Annotated in this window: 12 protein-coding genes; 11 read left to right on the top strand and 1 reads right to left on the bottom strand. The window is 48.3% G+C overall.

Translation table 11 applies throughout. The features are described from left to right. The first annotated feature begins 8 nt into the window (after nucleotides 1-8). The 9 genes from OEY64_06220 (at nucleotide 9) to OEY64_06180 (ending at nucleotide 12,711) form a co-directional block, all read left to right on the top strand. Complete coding sequence (locus OEY64_06220; GenBank protein ID MDH5542543.1) at nucleotides 9-3,896, top strand: AAA family ATPase; 3,888 nt, start codon at nucleotides 9-11, stop codon at nucleotides 3,894-3,896. 198 nt (nucleotides 3,897-4,094) lie between these two features. Continuing rightward, nucleotides 4,095-4,559 (top strand): Spy/CpxP family protein refolding chaperone, encoded by a 465-nt coding sequence (locus tag OEY64_06215; GenBank protein MDH5542542.1) that lies wholly within the window; start codon nucleotides 4,095-4,097, stop codon nucleotides 4,557-4,559. 95 nt (nucleotides 4,560-4,654) lie between these two features. Then, a complete protein-coding gene (locus tag OEY64_06210; protein ID MDH5542541.1) occupies nucleotides 4,655-5,353 on the top strand; it encodes a response regulator transcription factor in 699 nt (232 codons plus the stop codon). Beyond that, nucleotides 5,343-6,713, top strand: coding sequence for a HAMP domain-containing histidine kinase (locus OEY64_06205; protein MDH5542540.1), 1,371 nt, complete (start codon nucleotides 5,343-5,345; stop codon nucleotides 6,711-6,713). The genes OEY64_06210 and OEY64_06205 overlap by 11 nt, the downstream gene beginning before the upstream one ends. A 185-nt stretch (nucleotides 6,714-6,898) precedes the next feature. Continuing rightward, nucleotides 6,899-7,720: a transketolase gene (locus OEY64_06200; protein MDH5542539.1), complete on the top strand. Its 822-nt coding sequence runs from the start codon at nucleotides 6,899-6,901 to the stop codon at nucleotides 7,718-7,720. 24 nt (nucleotides 7,721-7,744) lie between these two features. Further along, a complete protein-coding gene (locus OEY64_06195; protein ID MDH5542538.1) occupies nucleotides 7,745-8,704 on the top strand; it encodes a transketolase family protein in 960 nt (319 codons plus the stop codon). Continuing rightward, nucleotides 8,701-9,177, top strand: a complete 477-nt coding sequence (coaD, locus tag OEY64_06190; GenBank protein ID MDH5542537.1) for a pantetheine-phosphate adenylyltransferase — start codon at nucleotides 8,701-8,703, stop codon at nucleotides 9,175-9,177. The genes OEY64_06195 and coaD overlap by 4 nt, the downstream gene beginning before the upstream one ends. Before the next feature lie 11 nt (nucleotides 9,178-9,188). Then, nucleotides 9,189-10,379, top strand: coding sequence for a pyridoxal phosphate-dependent aminotransferase (locus tag OEY64_06185; protein ID MDH5542536.1), 1,191 nt, complete (start codon nucleotides 9,189-9,191; stop codon nucleotides 10,377-10,379). A gap of 211 nt (nucleotides 10,380-10,590) precedes the next feature. Next, nucleotides 10,591-12,711, top strand: coding sequence for a diguanylate cyclase (locus OEY64_06180; GenBank protein MDH5542535.1), 2,121 nt, complete (start codon nucleotides 10,591-10,593; stop codon nucleotides 12,709-12,711). A 77-nt stretch (nucleotides 12,712-12,788) separates the two neighbouring features. Here OEY64_06180 and OEY64_06175 read toward each other — a convergent pair whose 3' ends face one another. Beyond that, nucleotides 12,789-13,706, bottom strand: a complete 918-nt coding sequence (locus tag OEY64_06175) for an RluA family pseudouridine synthase (protein ID MDH5542534.1) — start codon at nucleotides 13,704-13,706, stop codon at nucleotides 12,789-12,791. A 271-nt stretch (nucleotides 13,707-13,977) separates the two neighbouring features. Between OEY64_06175 and OEY64_06170 the strand changes: the two genes are divergently transcribed. After that, nucleotides 13,978-15,081 carry a PQQ-binding-like beta-propeller repeat protein gene (locus tag OEY64_06170; protein MDH5542533.1) on the top strand — a complete coding sequence of 368 codons (1,104 nt, stop codon included), beginning with the start codon at nucleotides 13,978-13,980 and terminating at the stop codon, nucleotides 15,079-15,081. A 276-nt stretch (nucleotides 15,082-15,357) separates the two neighbouring features. Further along, nucleotides 15,358-16,473 carry a PQQ-binding-like beta-propeller repeat protein gene (locus tag OEY64_06165; GenBank protein ID MDH5542532.1) on the top strand — a complete coding sequence of 372 codons (1,116 nt, stop codon included), beginning with the start codon at nucleotides 15,358-15,360 and terminating at the stop codon, nucleotides 16,471-16,473. Nucleotides 16,474-16,490 lie beyond the last annotated feature (17 nt).

The following is a 16,490-nucleotide window of genomic DNA, read 5'->3' as shown; positions in this document are numbered from 1 at the left end:
AGGATTTAATGACATTGGCTAAAAAAAGCAGGGAATCCCAGCCGAAGATCGTCTCTGTGACCGGTACGGGGGGCGGGGTTGGAAAAAGCTCCGTTGCCGTCGCGGTTACTTCACTTCTGGCCGAATCCGGTAAAAAAGTACTCCTTGTGGAAATGGGGGGCTCCTTGCGGAAGATCACCCCTTTCATGGAAGGGATCGACCATGAATACTTCCTTGAGGACTATTTCAGAAAGGACAGAAAACTTTCCGAGGCCATCGCTGCGACGGGGAAGGAAGGAGTATTTTATATTTCAGCTGGGAGGCGTTTTCTCGAAGGATTCAAGGAACAGCATCATGGCAACCAGCTTCTAAGGGACATAAGAAAACTTCAGTTTGATTTCGTCCTCATCGATACAGGTAACATTTCGGACGGTTGCAGGCTGGCAGTGAACGCGGGCGCGGACAAGATACTCCTTGTAGTGAACGGGAAAGAAGACTTTCAAGAAGGCCTGAACGAACTGCTATTCGCCATCCTCGTATCGTCATTTGAAAATTTCAAGGCATATGGGAGGGATGAGCTCGAAGCGCTCTTGGCGCTGAAGGATGAATTTGCGCGTGAACGTGGCATAAGCCTTTTAAAGTATGCCTCCCGAATGCGCACGCTCATGCCATCCATGGAAGGCGCATGGAGGGAACATCAGGCAGTTACAGATATCAGCCTGGTTGCAAATTGGGTAGCCTCGCCTACTCATGTTGAGCTGATAAAAGGGAGGCTCTCAGACATGTTCCTCACAAGCCACTTCAAGGCAAGCGGTACATTTTTCATGCCTGAATGCGTTAAAGGCGGAAGAGATAGCGTAAATGCGTCAATTGAAAATAATTTCAAAAAAGCGGGGAGCTACATCGTTTCAGCTCTCTTGAACTGGGGGAGGCCGGATGAAACCAGTTCGGTGGAACTCGATTACGAAGTGCTTTTCGGCTCTTTTAAGGGGGAAGAAGGACCGACCGGTCAAAGCGTGAAAGAGGTAACATCCGCCCGGGAAGAGCTGGATGCGTTGCGCAAGATTAACAATGAAATGGAGCTGATACGCGAAGAAAAATATTTCCAGATGTCGAAGAAGCTCGAAAAAAGCATCGCCGAAAGAAAAATTGTGGCGGAAGAAGAGGTTGAATCAACGCGCATTCAAAAGGAAGCCGCGCTTAAGGGAGATATCACAGAGGCCTGGAAAAGGGAACTCGAAAAAATTGAAGCGGAAGGGGAATCCAAAAGGGCGGAGATGGAAGCCGGTCTGGCACGCGTATACGAAAAGAGATCCACGGAAATTGAGGAAGAAATTGAAACCCTGCGTGAAAAACGGATAAAGGAGATGGAACGGGATCTGGCGGGATATTACCAAAATTCCAAAACCGGATACGATGCCGAAATGCTTCAGAAAAAGCGGAGGAGGGAATCCGAAATAGAGGATGAGGTTGAGCTTGTAAAGAAAAAGAGGTTCGCAAACCTAAAGAACGAGCTGACGGCAGAGATTGACAAGGTAAAGGAAGTTCTTTGGCAACAGCTTGAAGAGATGCGAAAAGCTAAAATGGATCAGATCGATGAGAGCATGACCCTCTACCGCGCAAGCATGAATGGGGAAGTGGACAGGGATGTAGAGCAGAAAAAAAGCGCGCTCGAATCAAGGCTGTACGAGGAGATATCCATGCAGCGCGAAAATTTTATGGCAGATGTTTTCAGGGATGTGATGATAGCCTCCGTTTCATTTGATCTTGATGAAACAATCCGAAAGGAAGGCTTGCGCCTGAAAGCTGAAGATGAGCTTAGCGGCGAAAGGGATAGGGCAAGAAAGAAAATCGACATGGAAGTGGCAAGGTACGAGAGGGAGAAGAACGAGGAGATATTGAGCACTATCCAGAGCGCTAAAATCGAAAAGCTGAAAATGCTCAAGGCTGAAGTGGAAACGATGCGGACGGATATGAAGGAAAGCCTGAAGAAGGAGATAGCCGCGGAAAAGGCAAAGATCATGGAGACGGCGCGGGATGAAATACTTAAATACAGGAAACGGGAAACCGCCGAGATAGACGCGAACGTGAAAACCATCATCATGGCACGGGAGCACGAACTTAGAAGAGATCTGGACCAGCTGGAGGAAAAGCTCCGCAATGAGCTTCATGAAAGGATAATCAGGGAAGAAGAGAAATTGCACGCTACGCTTGAGCGCGAATTCGCAGACAAGAAAAAGAAGAAAACAGCTCTTATTCAGCACATGGTGACAACGGAGCGTGAGAGAAGGATGAACGATATACACGCCAGTCTTGACGCCATAAGGAAAAGACTGCAGGAAAATCTCAACGACGAGATACAGATAACCAGAGAGAGAAGTCTTGAAAGGCTTGAACAGGAGCTTTCGGCTATCAGGGAAAACAGACTGATGGAAACAGACAAGAGCCTGCAGAATGAGATAAGACTAAGGACTGAGTCGGTATTCAGCTCCTTGAAGGAAACCGAGCATAAGATGCGCGCCAATATGGAAGAGAGGCTTGCTTCAGAAGAAGTAAAATTCCGCTCTGAGATAAGCTCAAACCTGGAAAAAGAGATGCAAGAGATGCGCCGTGACATAAATGAATCACTTGTCAGATACAGGAATGACGAGAAAGACAAGATCGCCTCCCATGTGGAAAAAGAGAAGAAGGCTCGGCTGGAAGTGATGGAACGACAGCTTGAAATATTCAAATCACTCAAGAAAAAGACCCTTCTGGAGTGGGAGGGCGAGGAAAAAGGGGCGATGATGCGTGGACTTCTGGGACAGATGAAAAAAGAAGAGGAGGCGCGCAGAGAAATCTTGGCGCTCCGTCTGGAGCGCGAGAGAAAAAACATGCTGGAGGCTCATGCTCTCAAGATAAGGAAAATGGAAGAAGAGGAAAAGCTCAAGCTCCAGGAGTGGTCGGAGCGGAAAAAAGCGGATATCGAGGAATCGGTGAGAAAAGAACTGGATAATGAAAAGCAGAGACGGCTCCAAAAGCTGGATAAAGAGCATGAAGTTGAAAAGGAAAAGAGGCTGATAGCTCTTGCAGGGTTCATGTCCAGAGAGAAAAGCAGAAAAATGCTCGACCTTGAAAAGGAGTTGGAAAAGGAGAAGGGGGAAAAAATCGTTTCGATCAAGGCGGAAGTTGCCGGGATCCGCGCCGAAAAACGAAGGGAGATCGATGAGTATTTCCAAAGGCTCGCGGATGAAGCAAACATCAATCTTGAAGCGCGGTACAGGGATATGCTGAGGGTAAGAACGGAAGAAGCAGCGTTTGAGGCGCAGCGGGTTCGTTTGGATATGCAAGAGCAGATGCAAGATGAGCTGGCCAAGGTTCGCGAAAAGCGTGTGAAGGAGAGTATCGCGGAACTTGAAAGAGAGAAGCTGGTAATGAAAAATAAAATAATATCCGAGGTTGAGGAAGAAAGGGCCAGGAGACTCAATACGCTGGAGGAAGAATTGTCCGGCGAGTTTCAAAAGAGGATGCAACAGGCTACGGTAAGTTTTGATGAAGAGATTTCAAGAAGGCGGAAAAATCTTCGGGAAAGCCTGCACGAATGGGAGGTTGACCGGAAAAACAGTCTCGAGCGGGAGATACTTGCTGAAAAGAAAAAGAGGCTCTCCATATTTGACAAGGAGATGGAGCTTGAGCGGAGCAGAAAGATGGAGAAGCTTCACACAGAGCTGAAGGCAGAGGAGTACGCCAGAAGGCAGGAGATCCTGACAGATGTCATGAAAAAGAAATCGGAACTCGACAATTTCTATGAAGCGGAAAAGAAGAAGTTTCTCGACAGACTGCTAAATGAGGTCATGGAGGACACCTCCCGAGGAAAGGTGGGGGAAGTCCTGAAGGAAGAGATAGAAAAAATGAAACGCACCTGGCATTTCAACTGACCTCTTCCCGATACTGGTTTTCAGAACATAGTTTCAATCATTAAGTACGCAACTCCCTTATTATCAGCGCTATAAGAGTGTTTACAATTTTGTACAATTCCGCAATAGACTGTTCACATCTTTTATATAGTCTAAAACCATAAAGCAGAGTGAGTAGCGTTGGTAAAAATATTAATCTTTTCGGAAAGGACAGAAAAAATGAAAGAGACAATTATGCTGGTTTCGGTGCTACTGATAGTCGGGCTTGTTTTCACCGCAGGCGGATGCTCTCACAGGCATGGTCATTGGGGACATCACGGATTTAATGAAAAAAAGGCCGACCATGTTGTAAAGAAGATCACAAAAAAGCTGGATCTGAACGAAGAACAGCAGAAACTCCTCAACGACATCAAGGTGGAGATGTTGGCAAAGAGAGGGGAATTCAAGGGCGGAAAAAAAGATCTTATGAATGAGTTTGCCTCGCAGGTGAAGAAGGATGAAATAGACCAGGCAGCGATAAACTCTCTCTTTGAGAAAAAAGAGGTTCATATGAAGGAGATGAGGAGTCTGGCAGTGGCTAGGTTTGCTGAGTTCCACAAATCGCTTGATCCGGAACAAAAGGCAAAGCTTGCCGAGTGGGTAGACAAGAAAAATCAGAAGTGCCAGAAATGGTGCGATAGATAGTCAGACATTGAGCGGGTTCCGGAAAATAATGGAGCCCGCTTGCTCTTTCCAATGAATGAGGACGACGGCTCATATATCTGGTAGGCTGATGTGGTATGGAAGAATTAATCGTAATCATCGACGATGATGAAAAGCTCAACACTCTCCTTTTCGATTATCTTTCCAGATTCCATTTCAAGGTAAAGGCTTTTACAAACCCCGTGGACGGACTGAGGGGGATAAAGGAGCTTCGGCCCGGCCTGGTGGTACTCGATGTAATGCTTCCCGGCAAGGACGGATTCGAAGTATGCAGAGAGATAAGAAAAGACAACACGGTTCCCATCATCATGCTGACAGCCAGGGGAGAGGTGACCGACAGGGTAGTCGGGCTGGAACTCGGCGCGGACGATTATCTCGCAAAACCTTTTGAGCCGAGGGAGCTGGTGGCGCGTATCCAGTCAATCTTGAGAAGAAGCAATGAAAAGCAGAAAAAGGAGATATTCCGGTACGGAAAGCTGGAAGTCGACTTTAAAAAACGGATTGCCAACGAGGACGGAAAAGCGCTTGATCTTACAACAGCCGAATTTGAAATTCTCTCAGTATTTCTTAAAAATCCCGGTATTGTCCTGAACCGGGATACGATACTCGATAAGGTGAGCGGCATCGACTGGGAACCGTATAACAGGTCGATAGATGTCCTTATCAGCAGACTCCGGCAGAAGCTCAACGACTCCCCGAAAAAACCGAAATACCTGAAGACGATCTGGGGTACCGGCTACATGTTTATCGGAGAGGAGCCGACGGATGAGGGGTAGGCACAGACGCCGCTTCAGGAGTTCCATATTCCTTAAACTCCTGTTGGTGCTATTGGCCACCGGGATGGTTATCAATTTTATCGTATTCGCTTTTCACAGGATGTCGGAACGCTCTTCTTCCCGAAACCTTTTTCATCGCAATATGATGAACTACGCGGAATACATAATCAGAGACATCGGCAATCCCCCAAGTCTCGCAAAAGCGAAAGATATCGCGGAGAGATATTCCGTCCAGATACGTTATGAAGGGAATGGGAGCTGGACCACTTCCAGCTCCGTGCCTAAGGTGGAGGAGATAGAGAAATATCACAGGTATCGCAAACATAGGCATCGCGAGCATGGCGACGAAGATGAATACAAGGAGGAGCGTGAACACAGTCACAAGATTAGAGGGCGTCGTGGTAAATTTTTCCTTCTGGTGGAAAAGGAATATGGGAACTTTATTTTGTATGGGGACGCGAAGCGGTTTTTCAACTGGGAAGAGGAGTATACGCTTCTTCTGATAGGATTGCTGACGTTCATAGTCGCGGGCGCGTACTTCGGGATAAGATGGGTGCTTAAACCGATAAAGTGGCTCGAGGAGGGGGTGGCACAGATCGCCGACGGCAACCTTGCTCACAGGATCCCCGTGAGGCGTAGGAGGGATGAGCTTGGTGAACTGGCCGAGTCGTTCAACTCCATGGCTAAAAGGGTGGGTGAGATGATCCGCTCCAAGGAGCAGCTGCTTCTGGATGTAAGCCACGAACTCCGCTCCCCGATTACGAGGATGAAGGTCGCCTTGGAACTGGCACCGGACGGCGGGAAGACGGAGAGCATCAGGGAAGACCTGCTGGAAATGGAGAAGATGATATCCGAACTCCTTGAAACTGAAAAACTGAACAGCGGACACGGGAAACTTGAACTGGCGAGAACCGACATGTCGGCGCTGGTTAGGGAAACTGTCGAAGGGTACCGGGAGATAGCTCCCGGTGTGGTTTTCATCCCGCCAGTAAAAGCGATTTATGCGGATATTGATGCCGACAGGGCAAGACTTGTTTTGAAGAATCTTTTCGATAACGCCGTTAAATACTCATCGCATGATAACGGCAAGGTGGAAGTGTCGGCCTTCATGGAGTCGGAGAGGTGCGTGGTGAAGGTAAGGGATTTTGGCGCGGGTGTTCCAAAAGATGAGCTCCCGTACATATTCGAGCCTTTTTACCGGGCGGATAAATCCCGCTCCCGGAAGACCGGCGGCTATGGCCTCGGATTGAGCCTCTGCAAAAAGATCATGGAGGCCCATGGGGGGGATATATCAATAATCAGCGAACCGGGCGAAGGGACAACCGCCACCATCAGGTTTCAGATAAATAAAATAGTGTGACGGCAAAGGGGGCTAAAAAGGAGCGCTATTTTCGTTTTATGGGAGAAACCGGATTTGCATAGACAGGCAATCAGCTGATTTCTCGATTCACCCGATATCATTTATCCCGTTCCCTGAAAAAGGTTTGCGCATAGCATTTTGCCGTGATAATCTCTCCCCCTTGGCATATATAAAAGGTGGAAAAATTGAAATTTACCAATGACCCTGTTGAGTTGGGGAAGATCGCGCAAAGGATGCGTATCGACATCCTCAAGATGCTCAATGCGTCCGGTTCGGGGCATTCAGGCGGATCGCTTTCGTGCATCGATATACTTGTAGCGCTCTATTTTTCGAAGCTCGACCACGCCAAGGGACGAAAAAAAGCCGACAAAGGGGACAAGTTTGTCCTTTCAAAAGGGCACGCCGCTCCCGCGCTCTACGCGGTACTTGCCGAATGGGGGTATTTCAGCAAAGACGAACTCCCACGCCTCAGGAAACTGAAAAGCATGCTGAGCGGACACCCATACTCCGTTTCTACCCCCGGTGTGGAGGTTACAACCGGGTCGCTTGGACAGGGGCTTTCACAGGCAAACGGTCTGGCAATCGCCAGCAGATTGAACAACCACGATTCGAAAATATTCTGCCTCCTTGGGGACGGCGAGAACCAGGAGGGGCAGGTTTGGGAGGCGGCGATGACCGCGTCGCACTATAAGCTCGATAATCTGATTGCGATCATCGATAACAACCTCCTGCAGATCGACGGAAAGGTCGAGGATGTCATGAAAATAGAGCCTCTTGCGGAGAAGTGGGCATCTTTCGGCTGGAACGTGCTTGAGACGGATGGACACCATTTCCCGTCCATACTAGAAGCGATAGACAATGCGAAAGGGGTAAAGGGAAAACCTACCGTTATCATTGCCAGAACGGTAAAGGGGAAGGGTGTCTCCTTCATGGAAGGGAACGTAAAGTGGCACGGCGCTACGCCGAATGACGAAGAATTAAAGAAAGCTATTGAAGAGCTTTCGTAACAGGAATAGCGGGAAAGAGTAATTATGGGCGAAAAGGTTTCATTATCCCTAAGGGAGTTCTACGGTAAAACCCTTGTTGAACTGGGCAAGGCGAACAAGGATATTGTCGTGCTGGATGCCGACCTGTCCGGCTCCACGAAAACCTCCACTTTCGCCAAGGAGTTTCCCGATCGGTTTTTCAATATGGGAATTTCCGAGCAGGATTTAATAGGCACATCGGCAGGCCTTGCCGCAGGGGGGAAGATACCGTTTGCCTCGACATTTGCGGTGTTCGCCACAGGCAGGGCGTGGGAGCAGATAAGGCAGTCCGTATGCTATCCGAAGCAGAATGTAAAGATAGTAGCGACCCATGGGGGATTGACGGTCGGCCCGGACGGGCCGTCGCATCAGGCGCTTGAGGATATCGCCATAATGAGGGCGATACCGTATATGAACGTGGTTGTACCGGCAGACGCCTACGAGGCGGTCGCGGCGGTAAGATACGCCGCGGAAATGGATGGGCCTATCTACATAAGGCTCGCCAGAGACAAGTTCCCGGTAATATACGATGAAAAGAAGAAATTCACGCTGGGCAAATCCGACAAGGTGAAGGAGGGGAAGGACCTGACGTTCATCGCCTGCGGATTGATGGTTCACACCGCCCTCGAAGCCGCCGAACAGCTGGAAAAGGAGGGTCTCTCCGCCGCAGTCATTAATATGTCGAGCATAAAACCGCTTGATGAGAAAGCCGTTGTTTCCGCCGCCCGCGATACCGGGGCGATAGTAACAGTTGAGGAACATTCGATAATAGGGGGCCTCGGCGGGGCTGTTTGCGAGACTTTATCCTCTTCCTATCCCGTTCCGGTAAAACGCGTTGGAGTATTGGACAGGTTCTGCTCATCGGGTAGCGCGGAGGAATTGGTGGAGTGTTACAATCTGAATGTCAAAACGGTGCTTGAAGCGGCCCGCGCATCACTTGAAATGAAGAAAAACGGAAAAAAATGAAGTCGGCAGTCTACCCCGGGACATTCGACCCTGTAACCAACGGACATCTGGACCTTATTACCCGGGCTCTCGGAGTTTTCGACAGGGTGGTAGTCGCCGTGGCAAAGAATCCAAAAAAGAATCCTGTATTCGATGTCAATGAGAGGGTTATGCTCTTGAAAGAGGTGACCAAGGGGATAGGGAACGTGGAGGTGGTGGCGTTTGATACGTTAACCACCCAATTCTGTCAGGAACTGGGGCTGAACCTCCTTATCCGCGGATTGCGAGCCGTTTCCGATTTTGAATACGAGTTGCAGATGAATCAGATGAACAGAAAATTGAATGAAAGCATAGAAACTGTTTTCATGATGCCCGGCCAGGAGTACACTTATATCAGTTCGGGGCTGATTAAAGAGGTAGCAAGTTACGGCGGCGATGTATCGTGCCTCGTACCGCCGGTAGTAAGCAAGGCGTTAAAAGAAAAATTCAAATAGAGGGATTAAGTATGAAGCTGGCAAAGAGAATGTCTAGTTTCGCGCCGTCGGCCACTATGGCTATAAGCGGCAAGGTTACGGAGCTTCAGGCTCAGGGGAAGAATATAATCGGTTTTTCTGCGGGCGAGCCAGATTTCGATGTGCCCGATTTCATCAAGGAAGCCGCGATAAAGGCTATCAGGGACGGTTACAACAAGTACACTCCGGTGCCGGGAAACGACGCCATAAAAACCGCAGTAATCGAGTTCATGAAAAGCCATTACGGTATCGATTACAGAAAAAACGAGGTAATCCTTTCATGCGGGGCGAAACACTCGCTTTACAACATAACCCAGGTTCTCTTCGAAGAGGGGGATGAGGTCATTGTTTTTTCCCCGTATTGGGTGACCTACCCGGACCAGATTCAACTCGCCGGAGCAACGCCTGTAATCCTCGATTGCGACGCAAAGAATGATTTCAATCCAGACATTGATAAACTTAAAAGCAGTATTACGGCCAGAACTAGGGCAATAATACTGAACTCCCCGGGAAATCCGAGCGGCGCAGTGTATTCAGAGGAGACGATACGGGCCATCGCGAAGATCGTCGTGGAAAAGGACCTGTTACTTATCTCCGACGAGATTTACGACCAGATAGTCTATGACGGCGCAAAAGTGCTCGCTCCCGCGACCATAAGCGAGGAAGTAAAGAAGAGGACATTGGTGGTAAACGGCTTTTCCAAGACATTTTCAATGACTGGATGGAGGCTTGGCTTCACCGTCGGGCGAGCGGACATAATATCCGCGATGAACAAGATACAGGGGCAGTGCACTTCCAATCCCGCAACGCCTCTGCAGTTCGGGGGGGTAGCCGCCCTTTCTGATCTTTCTTTCATCCCGGAGCGGGTTGCCAAATTCAAGGAGAGGCGGGATCAGATGGTGGACGCGCTGAACGCCATGCAAGGGGTCTCGTGCAACGTACCAAAAGGGGCTTTTTACGCCTTTGCCGATTTCTCCGGCTGGATAGGGAAAACGATTGACGGAATCGCCATCAAGGATGATCTCCATCTGACGGAGCTGCTTATCGAAAAAGCGGGAATTGCGCCGGTTCCGGGTTCCGCTTTCGGGTCTGTAAACTTCCTCCGTTTCAGTTACGCTATGGATACAGACGAGATGAACGAAGGAATGGCGAGATTAAGGAAATTCTGCGATAGTCTGAAATAGACCCTCCGTTTCTATAAGGTTCTGTAAAAACAGCGAATCCCTGTATTCATGCGCAAAAGTTGCGCCCAACATTAAATGAAAAAAAAGTAACATAAAAAATCACATCTGAATTAATGGAACTATATGGTATACTTAGCAGAATAAAGCAATCAAACGTTGGGGAATAAACTAAACACGAGAATATAGACAATTATTCGGGAAGCGGTAATAGATGGAATCTCTCTACAACGGTTTTGAAGGTTTTCTTGAGAACGTAGTTACTGTATCCCCAGACATCTCCCTTTCCGAGGCTGTCTTTAAAATGTCAAATGGACAGACCAGTTGCCTCGTGGCGATCGACGGTGAAAGGCCGATAGGGATCATAACGGCAAGGGACGTGCTCAATCTCGCCTCAAGGAATCTCGATTTTAAAACTTCATCTATCCGCGATGTGATGAGGGCTCCCGTATGCATGGCAATCGGGGAGCTTAACACCTTTGAAGCGTATCAGGTGCTCTCCGCAAGTAAAACGCGCTACATAATAGCCACAGGTGACAACGGAAGCATAAAAGGGATAGTTTCCAATTCCGACATCCTCAATAACCTCAATCTGGAATTTGGCGAGGCGAGGAGAATTTCCAGGATCATGTCTGCACCTGTGCATACCGTTCAAAAAGATGCGTCTTTGCTGGAGGCGCTTGAAGTGATAATAAGGAAATCGATAGGTTGTGTGGTGGTGGAAGAGGAGCGACGTCCAATAGGTATCGTGACGGAAAACGATATTACCTCGATGATCGACCGCATGAAGAATCTTGAAGAGATTCAAGTTTTCAATGTTATGGGGAAATACCCTGTCGTTATAGATGAGATGACCCCCGTTCATGAGGCGGCAAGGATAATGAGCCTCAAAGGGCATAGCCATCTTATCGTTGTGGATGAACACGGGCTTATTTCAGGACTGATCTCTCAAAAGGATATCGTTAACGGCTTGCTGGAAGGGAAATATGTGGAGTCCCTGATGGAGGCGGTAAGGGAGAAAGAGAGACTGCTCAAGCGTACTGAGCAAACATTGATCGAGAAAACCTTGTTTCTCGACAGCATCCTTTACTCGGGGATGGAGATCGGAATAGTCGCTTTAAACCTGGATTACACCATTTCCTATCTGAATCTCACTGCCGAGAATATCTTCGGCATCTCGTCAAGAGAGGCCGCCGGGAAGACCATACAGGAGAGCGGTATCGCGGATATATTCGGAGAGATCACTTTCGAACAGGTTGTAAAACAGGCGTGGGGAAAAGGCGAATATACCGGGATGAATGAATATCCGATCGACGGTGAAAAAAAGATATTTGAACTTCGCGTATCCCCTTTGAAGGACACATGGGATGTGAAGCAGGAGCTGAAGGGTTTCATGATAATGGTGAAGGATGTGACAAACCAAAGGATCGAGGAGAGGGCTCTGCGCGAAAACGAATTCAAGTACCGCTCGATCTTTGAGAACTCAAGAGACGTTGTTTATATAACGTCAAAGGAAGGGATGATTCTTGACATCAATTCTGCCGGGGAGGAGCTTTTCAAGTATCCCAAGGAAGAACTTCTGAACATGAATGTGGTCTCCTTTTACGCAAATGCCGAAGAGAGAGATAATTTCGTGAAAATGACGCTGGAAAACAAATACGTCAAGGATTACCAGCTTGATTTGAAAGACAGGAGCGGGAACCATATCCACACGTTGGTAACGGCCGCCGTTCAGAGGAACATCGAGGGGGAGATTATCGGTTTTCACGGCATTATCAGGGATGTTACCGACCAGAAAAGGCACGAAGAGAAGATCAGCTACATGGCCTATCATGATTCGCTGACCGGTCTCCCGAACAGGAGGACTTTCCACGACCGTTTTGAACTGGAGCTTGCCCATTCAAAGAGGAACAAAACCACAGGTGCGCTACTCTTCATGGATCTGGATTCATTTAAGGGTGTGAACGACAAGTATGGTCACGATGTCGGGGACATCCTTCTTAAGGAAGTCGCATTGAGGATCAAGAGCTGTTTGAGGGAGGACGATTCCGTTTCAAGGCTCGGCGGCGACGAGTTTATAGTTCTTCTATCAAAAATAGAGAGGATAGGGGATGAAAAACATGTTGCCGAAAAGCTGGTTAAAGCGGTTAAAAGTCCGTATGCCGTTAACGGTTTTCAGTTGCAGGTAGGGCTGAGCATCGGGATAAGCATATTCCCGTGGGATGGCGACAAGCCGGAATTCCTTATCAAGAGGGCTGATGACGCGATGTATGAGGCGAAAAAGAGCGGCGGAAATACCTACAAGATCGCCAAGAGGCAGTTGGGGAAAAAATAAAGGCAGACAGTTCAAATATCATCCACAACACGCGGCCTGCTTCTCAATTCCTGAAATATCTTCCTTGATCATCGCCATCAGTCGCCCTGTTTCCTCAATTGCGCGAGGAGTTCCTCTATATCGCCTGGGATCGACGCCTCGAATTCCATCTTCTCGCCGCTTTTTGGGTGGATCAGCGTCATCTTCCTTGCGTGAAGGGCGGGGCGGTCTATCAGACCGGTTTTTTGTTTTCCGTAAAGCATGTCCCCCAGCACAGGATGGTTTTTCGACGAGAGATGCACCCTTATCTGATGCGTCCTCCCTGTTTTCAGTCTTAATCTTACATATGTATGTTCGGCGAACCTCTCGATCACTTCGTACTCCGTGAGAGCCTCGCGGGGTTTTTCCGTCCGTATCGACATCTTTTTCCTGTATTGGGGATGTCGCCCGATGGCGTCGTTGATGATACCCCTCTCTTTTTTTAGCAGGCCCCTTACGATGGCGACATACTCCCTCCCCATGCTCCTTGATTTAAGCTGTTCGCTCAGGGAGTGGTGCGCTTCGTCATTTTTGGCGATGGCGATAAGTCCGCTCGTATCCTTGTCGAGCCTGTGGACAATGCCGGGGCGGAGTTTTCCGCCTATGCCGGAGAGGTTCTTGCAGTGGTAGAGAAGGGCGTTTACAAGCGTCCCCCGGCTGTTCCCCTTGGCAGGATGGACCACGAGGCCGGCCTGCTTGTTCACAACGATTATGTCGTCGTCCTCATAGACGATATCCAAGGGGATGTTTTCCGGTTCAGCTTCAAGCGGCTCCGGCGCGGGGATGTTTACAGTGAATGTCTCGCCTGATTTGGTTTTTTGGTTTGCGGTGACACTTTTTTCGTTAAGGACGATCGCCCCTTCCTTGATAAGCCTCGCGACCGCCGAGCGGCTAAGCTTTCTTATCTTCTTTGCAAGAAAGGAATCGAGCCTCTCGTTCTCTTCTCCTTCGTCCACGGCAACAGTAATTGTTCTCACCGCGGCTATTATAGTCTTTTAAGGAGAAAAGGGGCTTTGTATATTTTTCAGGCCGGGTTCTTTGAATTGTTGTTCAATTCAAGCTATCAAGCATCCGGAAATGCCATCGTTAAAAACGCTTTAATCACCAATTGATATTCGTTCAATATGGGACATGTTTCTTGATAGGAGTATGCGAAAGTGCTAGAATTAAGACCGTTGAGCGTCGCATAATCACTTCACCGCATCTTTGCCTGATAACAGTCCTCAAACAGATAAAGGATGGTTAACCATGAAAAAATCGCTGTTCGTCATCGCCTGTGTCGCACTTGCCGGTATTGCGATCAGTTCATGCGGAGCTACGTCAGGCTCTTGCGGTATGGATTCACCGCCCCGTGCTGACGGAGATACACCGTTAATATATAACGGGACTGCATATCTGGCAGGAGAAGATGGCAACTTTTACGCGGTAGATATTGTTACCGGCCTTGAGAAGTGGAGATATGAGGCCTTGACTGATACCTATCCTCACTATTATCCAGCAAGCTCCAATATGGTTGTTTACAACTCCCTGGTGTGGTTTCTTGATTCCGATGGAAAGATATTTGGGATCGATCCTGATACCGGAGATAAGCTAAAGGGGATTCAGACAGAGATCCCTATTTTTAACGGCAAGATCACAATAGCCGGCGGAGTGATCTACTATTCAGTCTCCGGCAACTTCTACGCGATAGATATCGAAACCGAACAGCCTATTGTCCCCGCCATTTTTGATTATGGATTTCCTGTTTTATCTACAGGAGGCTTGATCTATCTCTCCCGGGAAGGCGTCGGTTCCATCACTGCGCTTGACGAAACGACACTGGAGAAGAGATGGAGCAATGTTCTGGGTGAAACCTTGCGGGATCCTATAGTAGTATCAAGTGACTCTGTTTTCCTTCGAGGCGATAATACTCTTTTTGCTCTTGATAATAGCGCCGGTTTGGAAAAGTGGAGGTTTCAGGCGCAATCATACATAACTACTCCTCCGGCAGTTTCAGGCGGGGCTGCATTCTTCGGCGCAAGCCATAATCAATCACCCACCGGGTATTTTTACGCGGTCAACGTAACTGATGGGAGCGAGAAATGGAAGATCAATAGGGGAGAATGCACGCATGCTCCAGTAACTGCCGCCGCATCCGGCAATACCGCCTATTACTCAATTTGGGACATATACGCGCATGACGCAGAGACAGGCCGAAAAAAATGGGAGTTTAAACCGGAAAATGTTGCAAGTTCTCCCCTTGTCATCTCCGAAGGCACGATATATTTTCGGGCACGGTATGCTGAAAAAGGTGGTTACCTCTACGCCGTAGATGCCGTCACGGGTGAAGAGAAGTGGCGATTCAAAATGTGAGGATCAGGAAGTTTTCACTGAATCGGTCTATAGCTTAAAAAGTTTCAACCGATCACTTGCCTGGGGCGGAGGTGTAATAATAGGCGAAATTTGCTAGTGGGAAAACTATAGGATTCCAGCAATTTAAAGTTGTCAATGAATGTATAGATGATCTGAGAATTTCCTTTTTGATATGATTGCGCCGGAGTGCTATAATTAAGACCGTTGAGCGTCGCATAACTACTCCCCGCATCTTTGCCTGATAAAAGTCCTTAAGCAGACAAAGGATGGTTTACATTGAGAAAACCGCTGTTCGTTATTGCCTGTTTTGCCATGTTCCTCCTTTCAGGTTGCCAATACGGTAAGGACTGCGCCTATTCTGGATACAGGCCAATTGAAAGGGAGATATCACTCGTTTTTGGAGGCACTCTTTTTCTGGCAAGCAATAGCGGTTTCATATACGCGGTCGATGCCGATACCGGGGTTGAGAAGTGGAAGTTCGCCTTAACCTTTGCGAAAGATAGTTATTATCAACCAAGAATTACCGGCGTCGCCATATACAACGGTCTCTTATGGTTTGTGGAAGCCGAAGGGATGATCCGTGGCCTTAACATAGATACCGGCGTTGTGGTCCGGGAATTTGATACTGGATTTGGGAGCATACAAGCCCACCCTGCCGTTGCCAACGGAATGTTCTATTATCACGATTCCAAAAGCGTGTACGCTTTCGATTTGGTGACTGAAAGTCTGCGGTGGGAATATTCCGTGGAGTGGGGTAATTTTGCAAAGAATATTTCAACGATGAGCTACGCCAACGGGATCATATATGTGAACGGCGGTGAAAATAATAGCCTCTACGCGCTCGACGCCATCACGGGCAACGAGAAGTGGCGATATGCAGGTGAAACGGAGGTGCCCTCTAAATTCACGGTAACGAATGGCCTCGTTTATCTATGGGATAACTTCTTGTTTATTTTTGATGCTTATACAGGCGTTGAAAAAGATAGATATGAGGCTATGCAAGGTTTAACCTCCTCACCAGTGATCCACAACGGTATCGCATATTACGGAGCAGAAAGATGGACTGACGATTCGTGGGGGCATGACTATGCAATAGATACAAATACCGGCAAGGAAAAGTGGAACATAAACAAGGGAGAGTGCACCGGAGGGGCATACGCGGTATCAGCCTACGGCGATATGGCCTACTTTACATATTACGATCTTTTTGCGTTGGACGCATACACCGGGCGTCATAAATGGAAATTTGATGTTATGGAAACTAGAGCATATGGTGAGATAGAATCACGCGCAGTGGTAGTAGATGATACCGCCTATTTTGCAACCGCTAAAGATTTCCTGTTTGCGATAAATGCGGTCACAGGTAAGGAGAAGTGGCGATTCAAAATGTGAGGATCAGGCAGTTCTCA

The organism is Nitrospinota bacterium (assembly GCA_029881495.1).
GTDB lineage: Bacteria > Nitrospinota_A > UBA7883 > JACRGQ01 > JACRGQ01 > JAOUMJ01.
Note: the sequence above shows the minus strand (reverse complement) of the source record. Positions and strands in the feature narration are given on the sequence as shown.

Coding starts and splice junctions, on each gene's coding strand:
- OEY64_06205 (MDH5542540.1), top strand. CDS start 5,343: ATGAGGGGTAGGCACAGACGCCGCTTCAGGAGTTCCATATTCCTTAAA.
- coaD (MDH5542537.1), top strand. CDS start 8,701: ATGAAGTCGGCAGTCTACCCCGGGACATTCGACCCTGTAACCAACGGA.
- OEY64_06185 (MDH5542536.1), top strand. CDS start 9,189: ATGAAGCTGGCAAAGAGAATGTCTAGTTTCGCGCCGTCGGCCACTATG.
- OEY64_06210 (MDH5542541.1), top strand. CDS start 4,655: ATGGAAGAATTAATCGTAATCATCGACGATGATGAAAAGCTCAACACT.
- OEY64_06195 (MDH5542538.1), top strand. CDS start 7,745: ATGGGCGAAAAGGTTTCATTATCCCTAAGGGAGTTCTACGGTAAAACC.
- OEY64_06220 (MDH5542543.1), top strand. CDS start 9: ATGACATTGGCTAAAAAAAGCAGGGAATCCCAGCCGAAGATCGTCTCT.
- OEY64_06215 (MDH5542542.1), top strand. CDS start 4,095: ATGAAAGAGACAATTATGCTGGTTTCGGTGCTACTGATAGTCGGGCTT.
- OEY64_06180 (MDH5542535.1), top strand. CDS start 10,591: ATGGAATCTCTCTACAACGGTTTTGAAGGTTTTCTTGAGAACGTAGTT.
- OEY64_06170 (MDH5542533.1), top strand. CDS start 13,978: ATGAAAAAATCGCTGTTCGTCATCGCCTGTGTCGCACTTGCCGGTATT.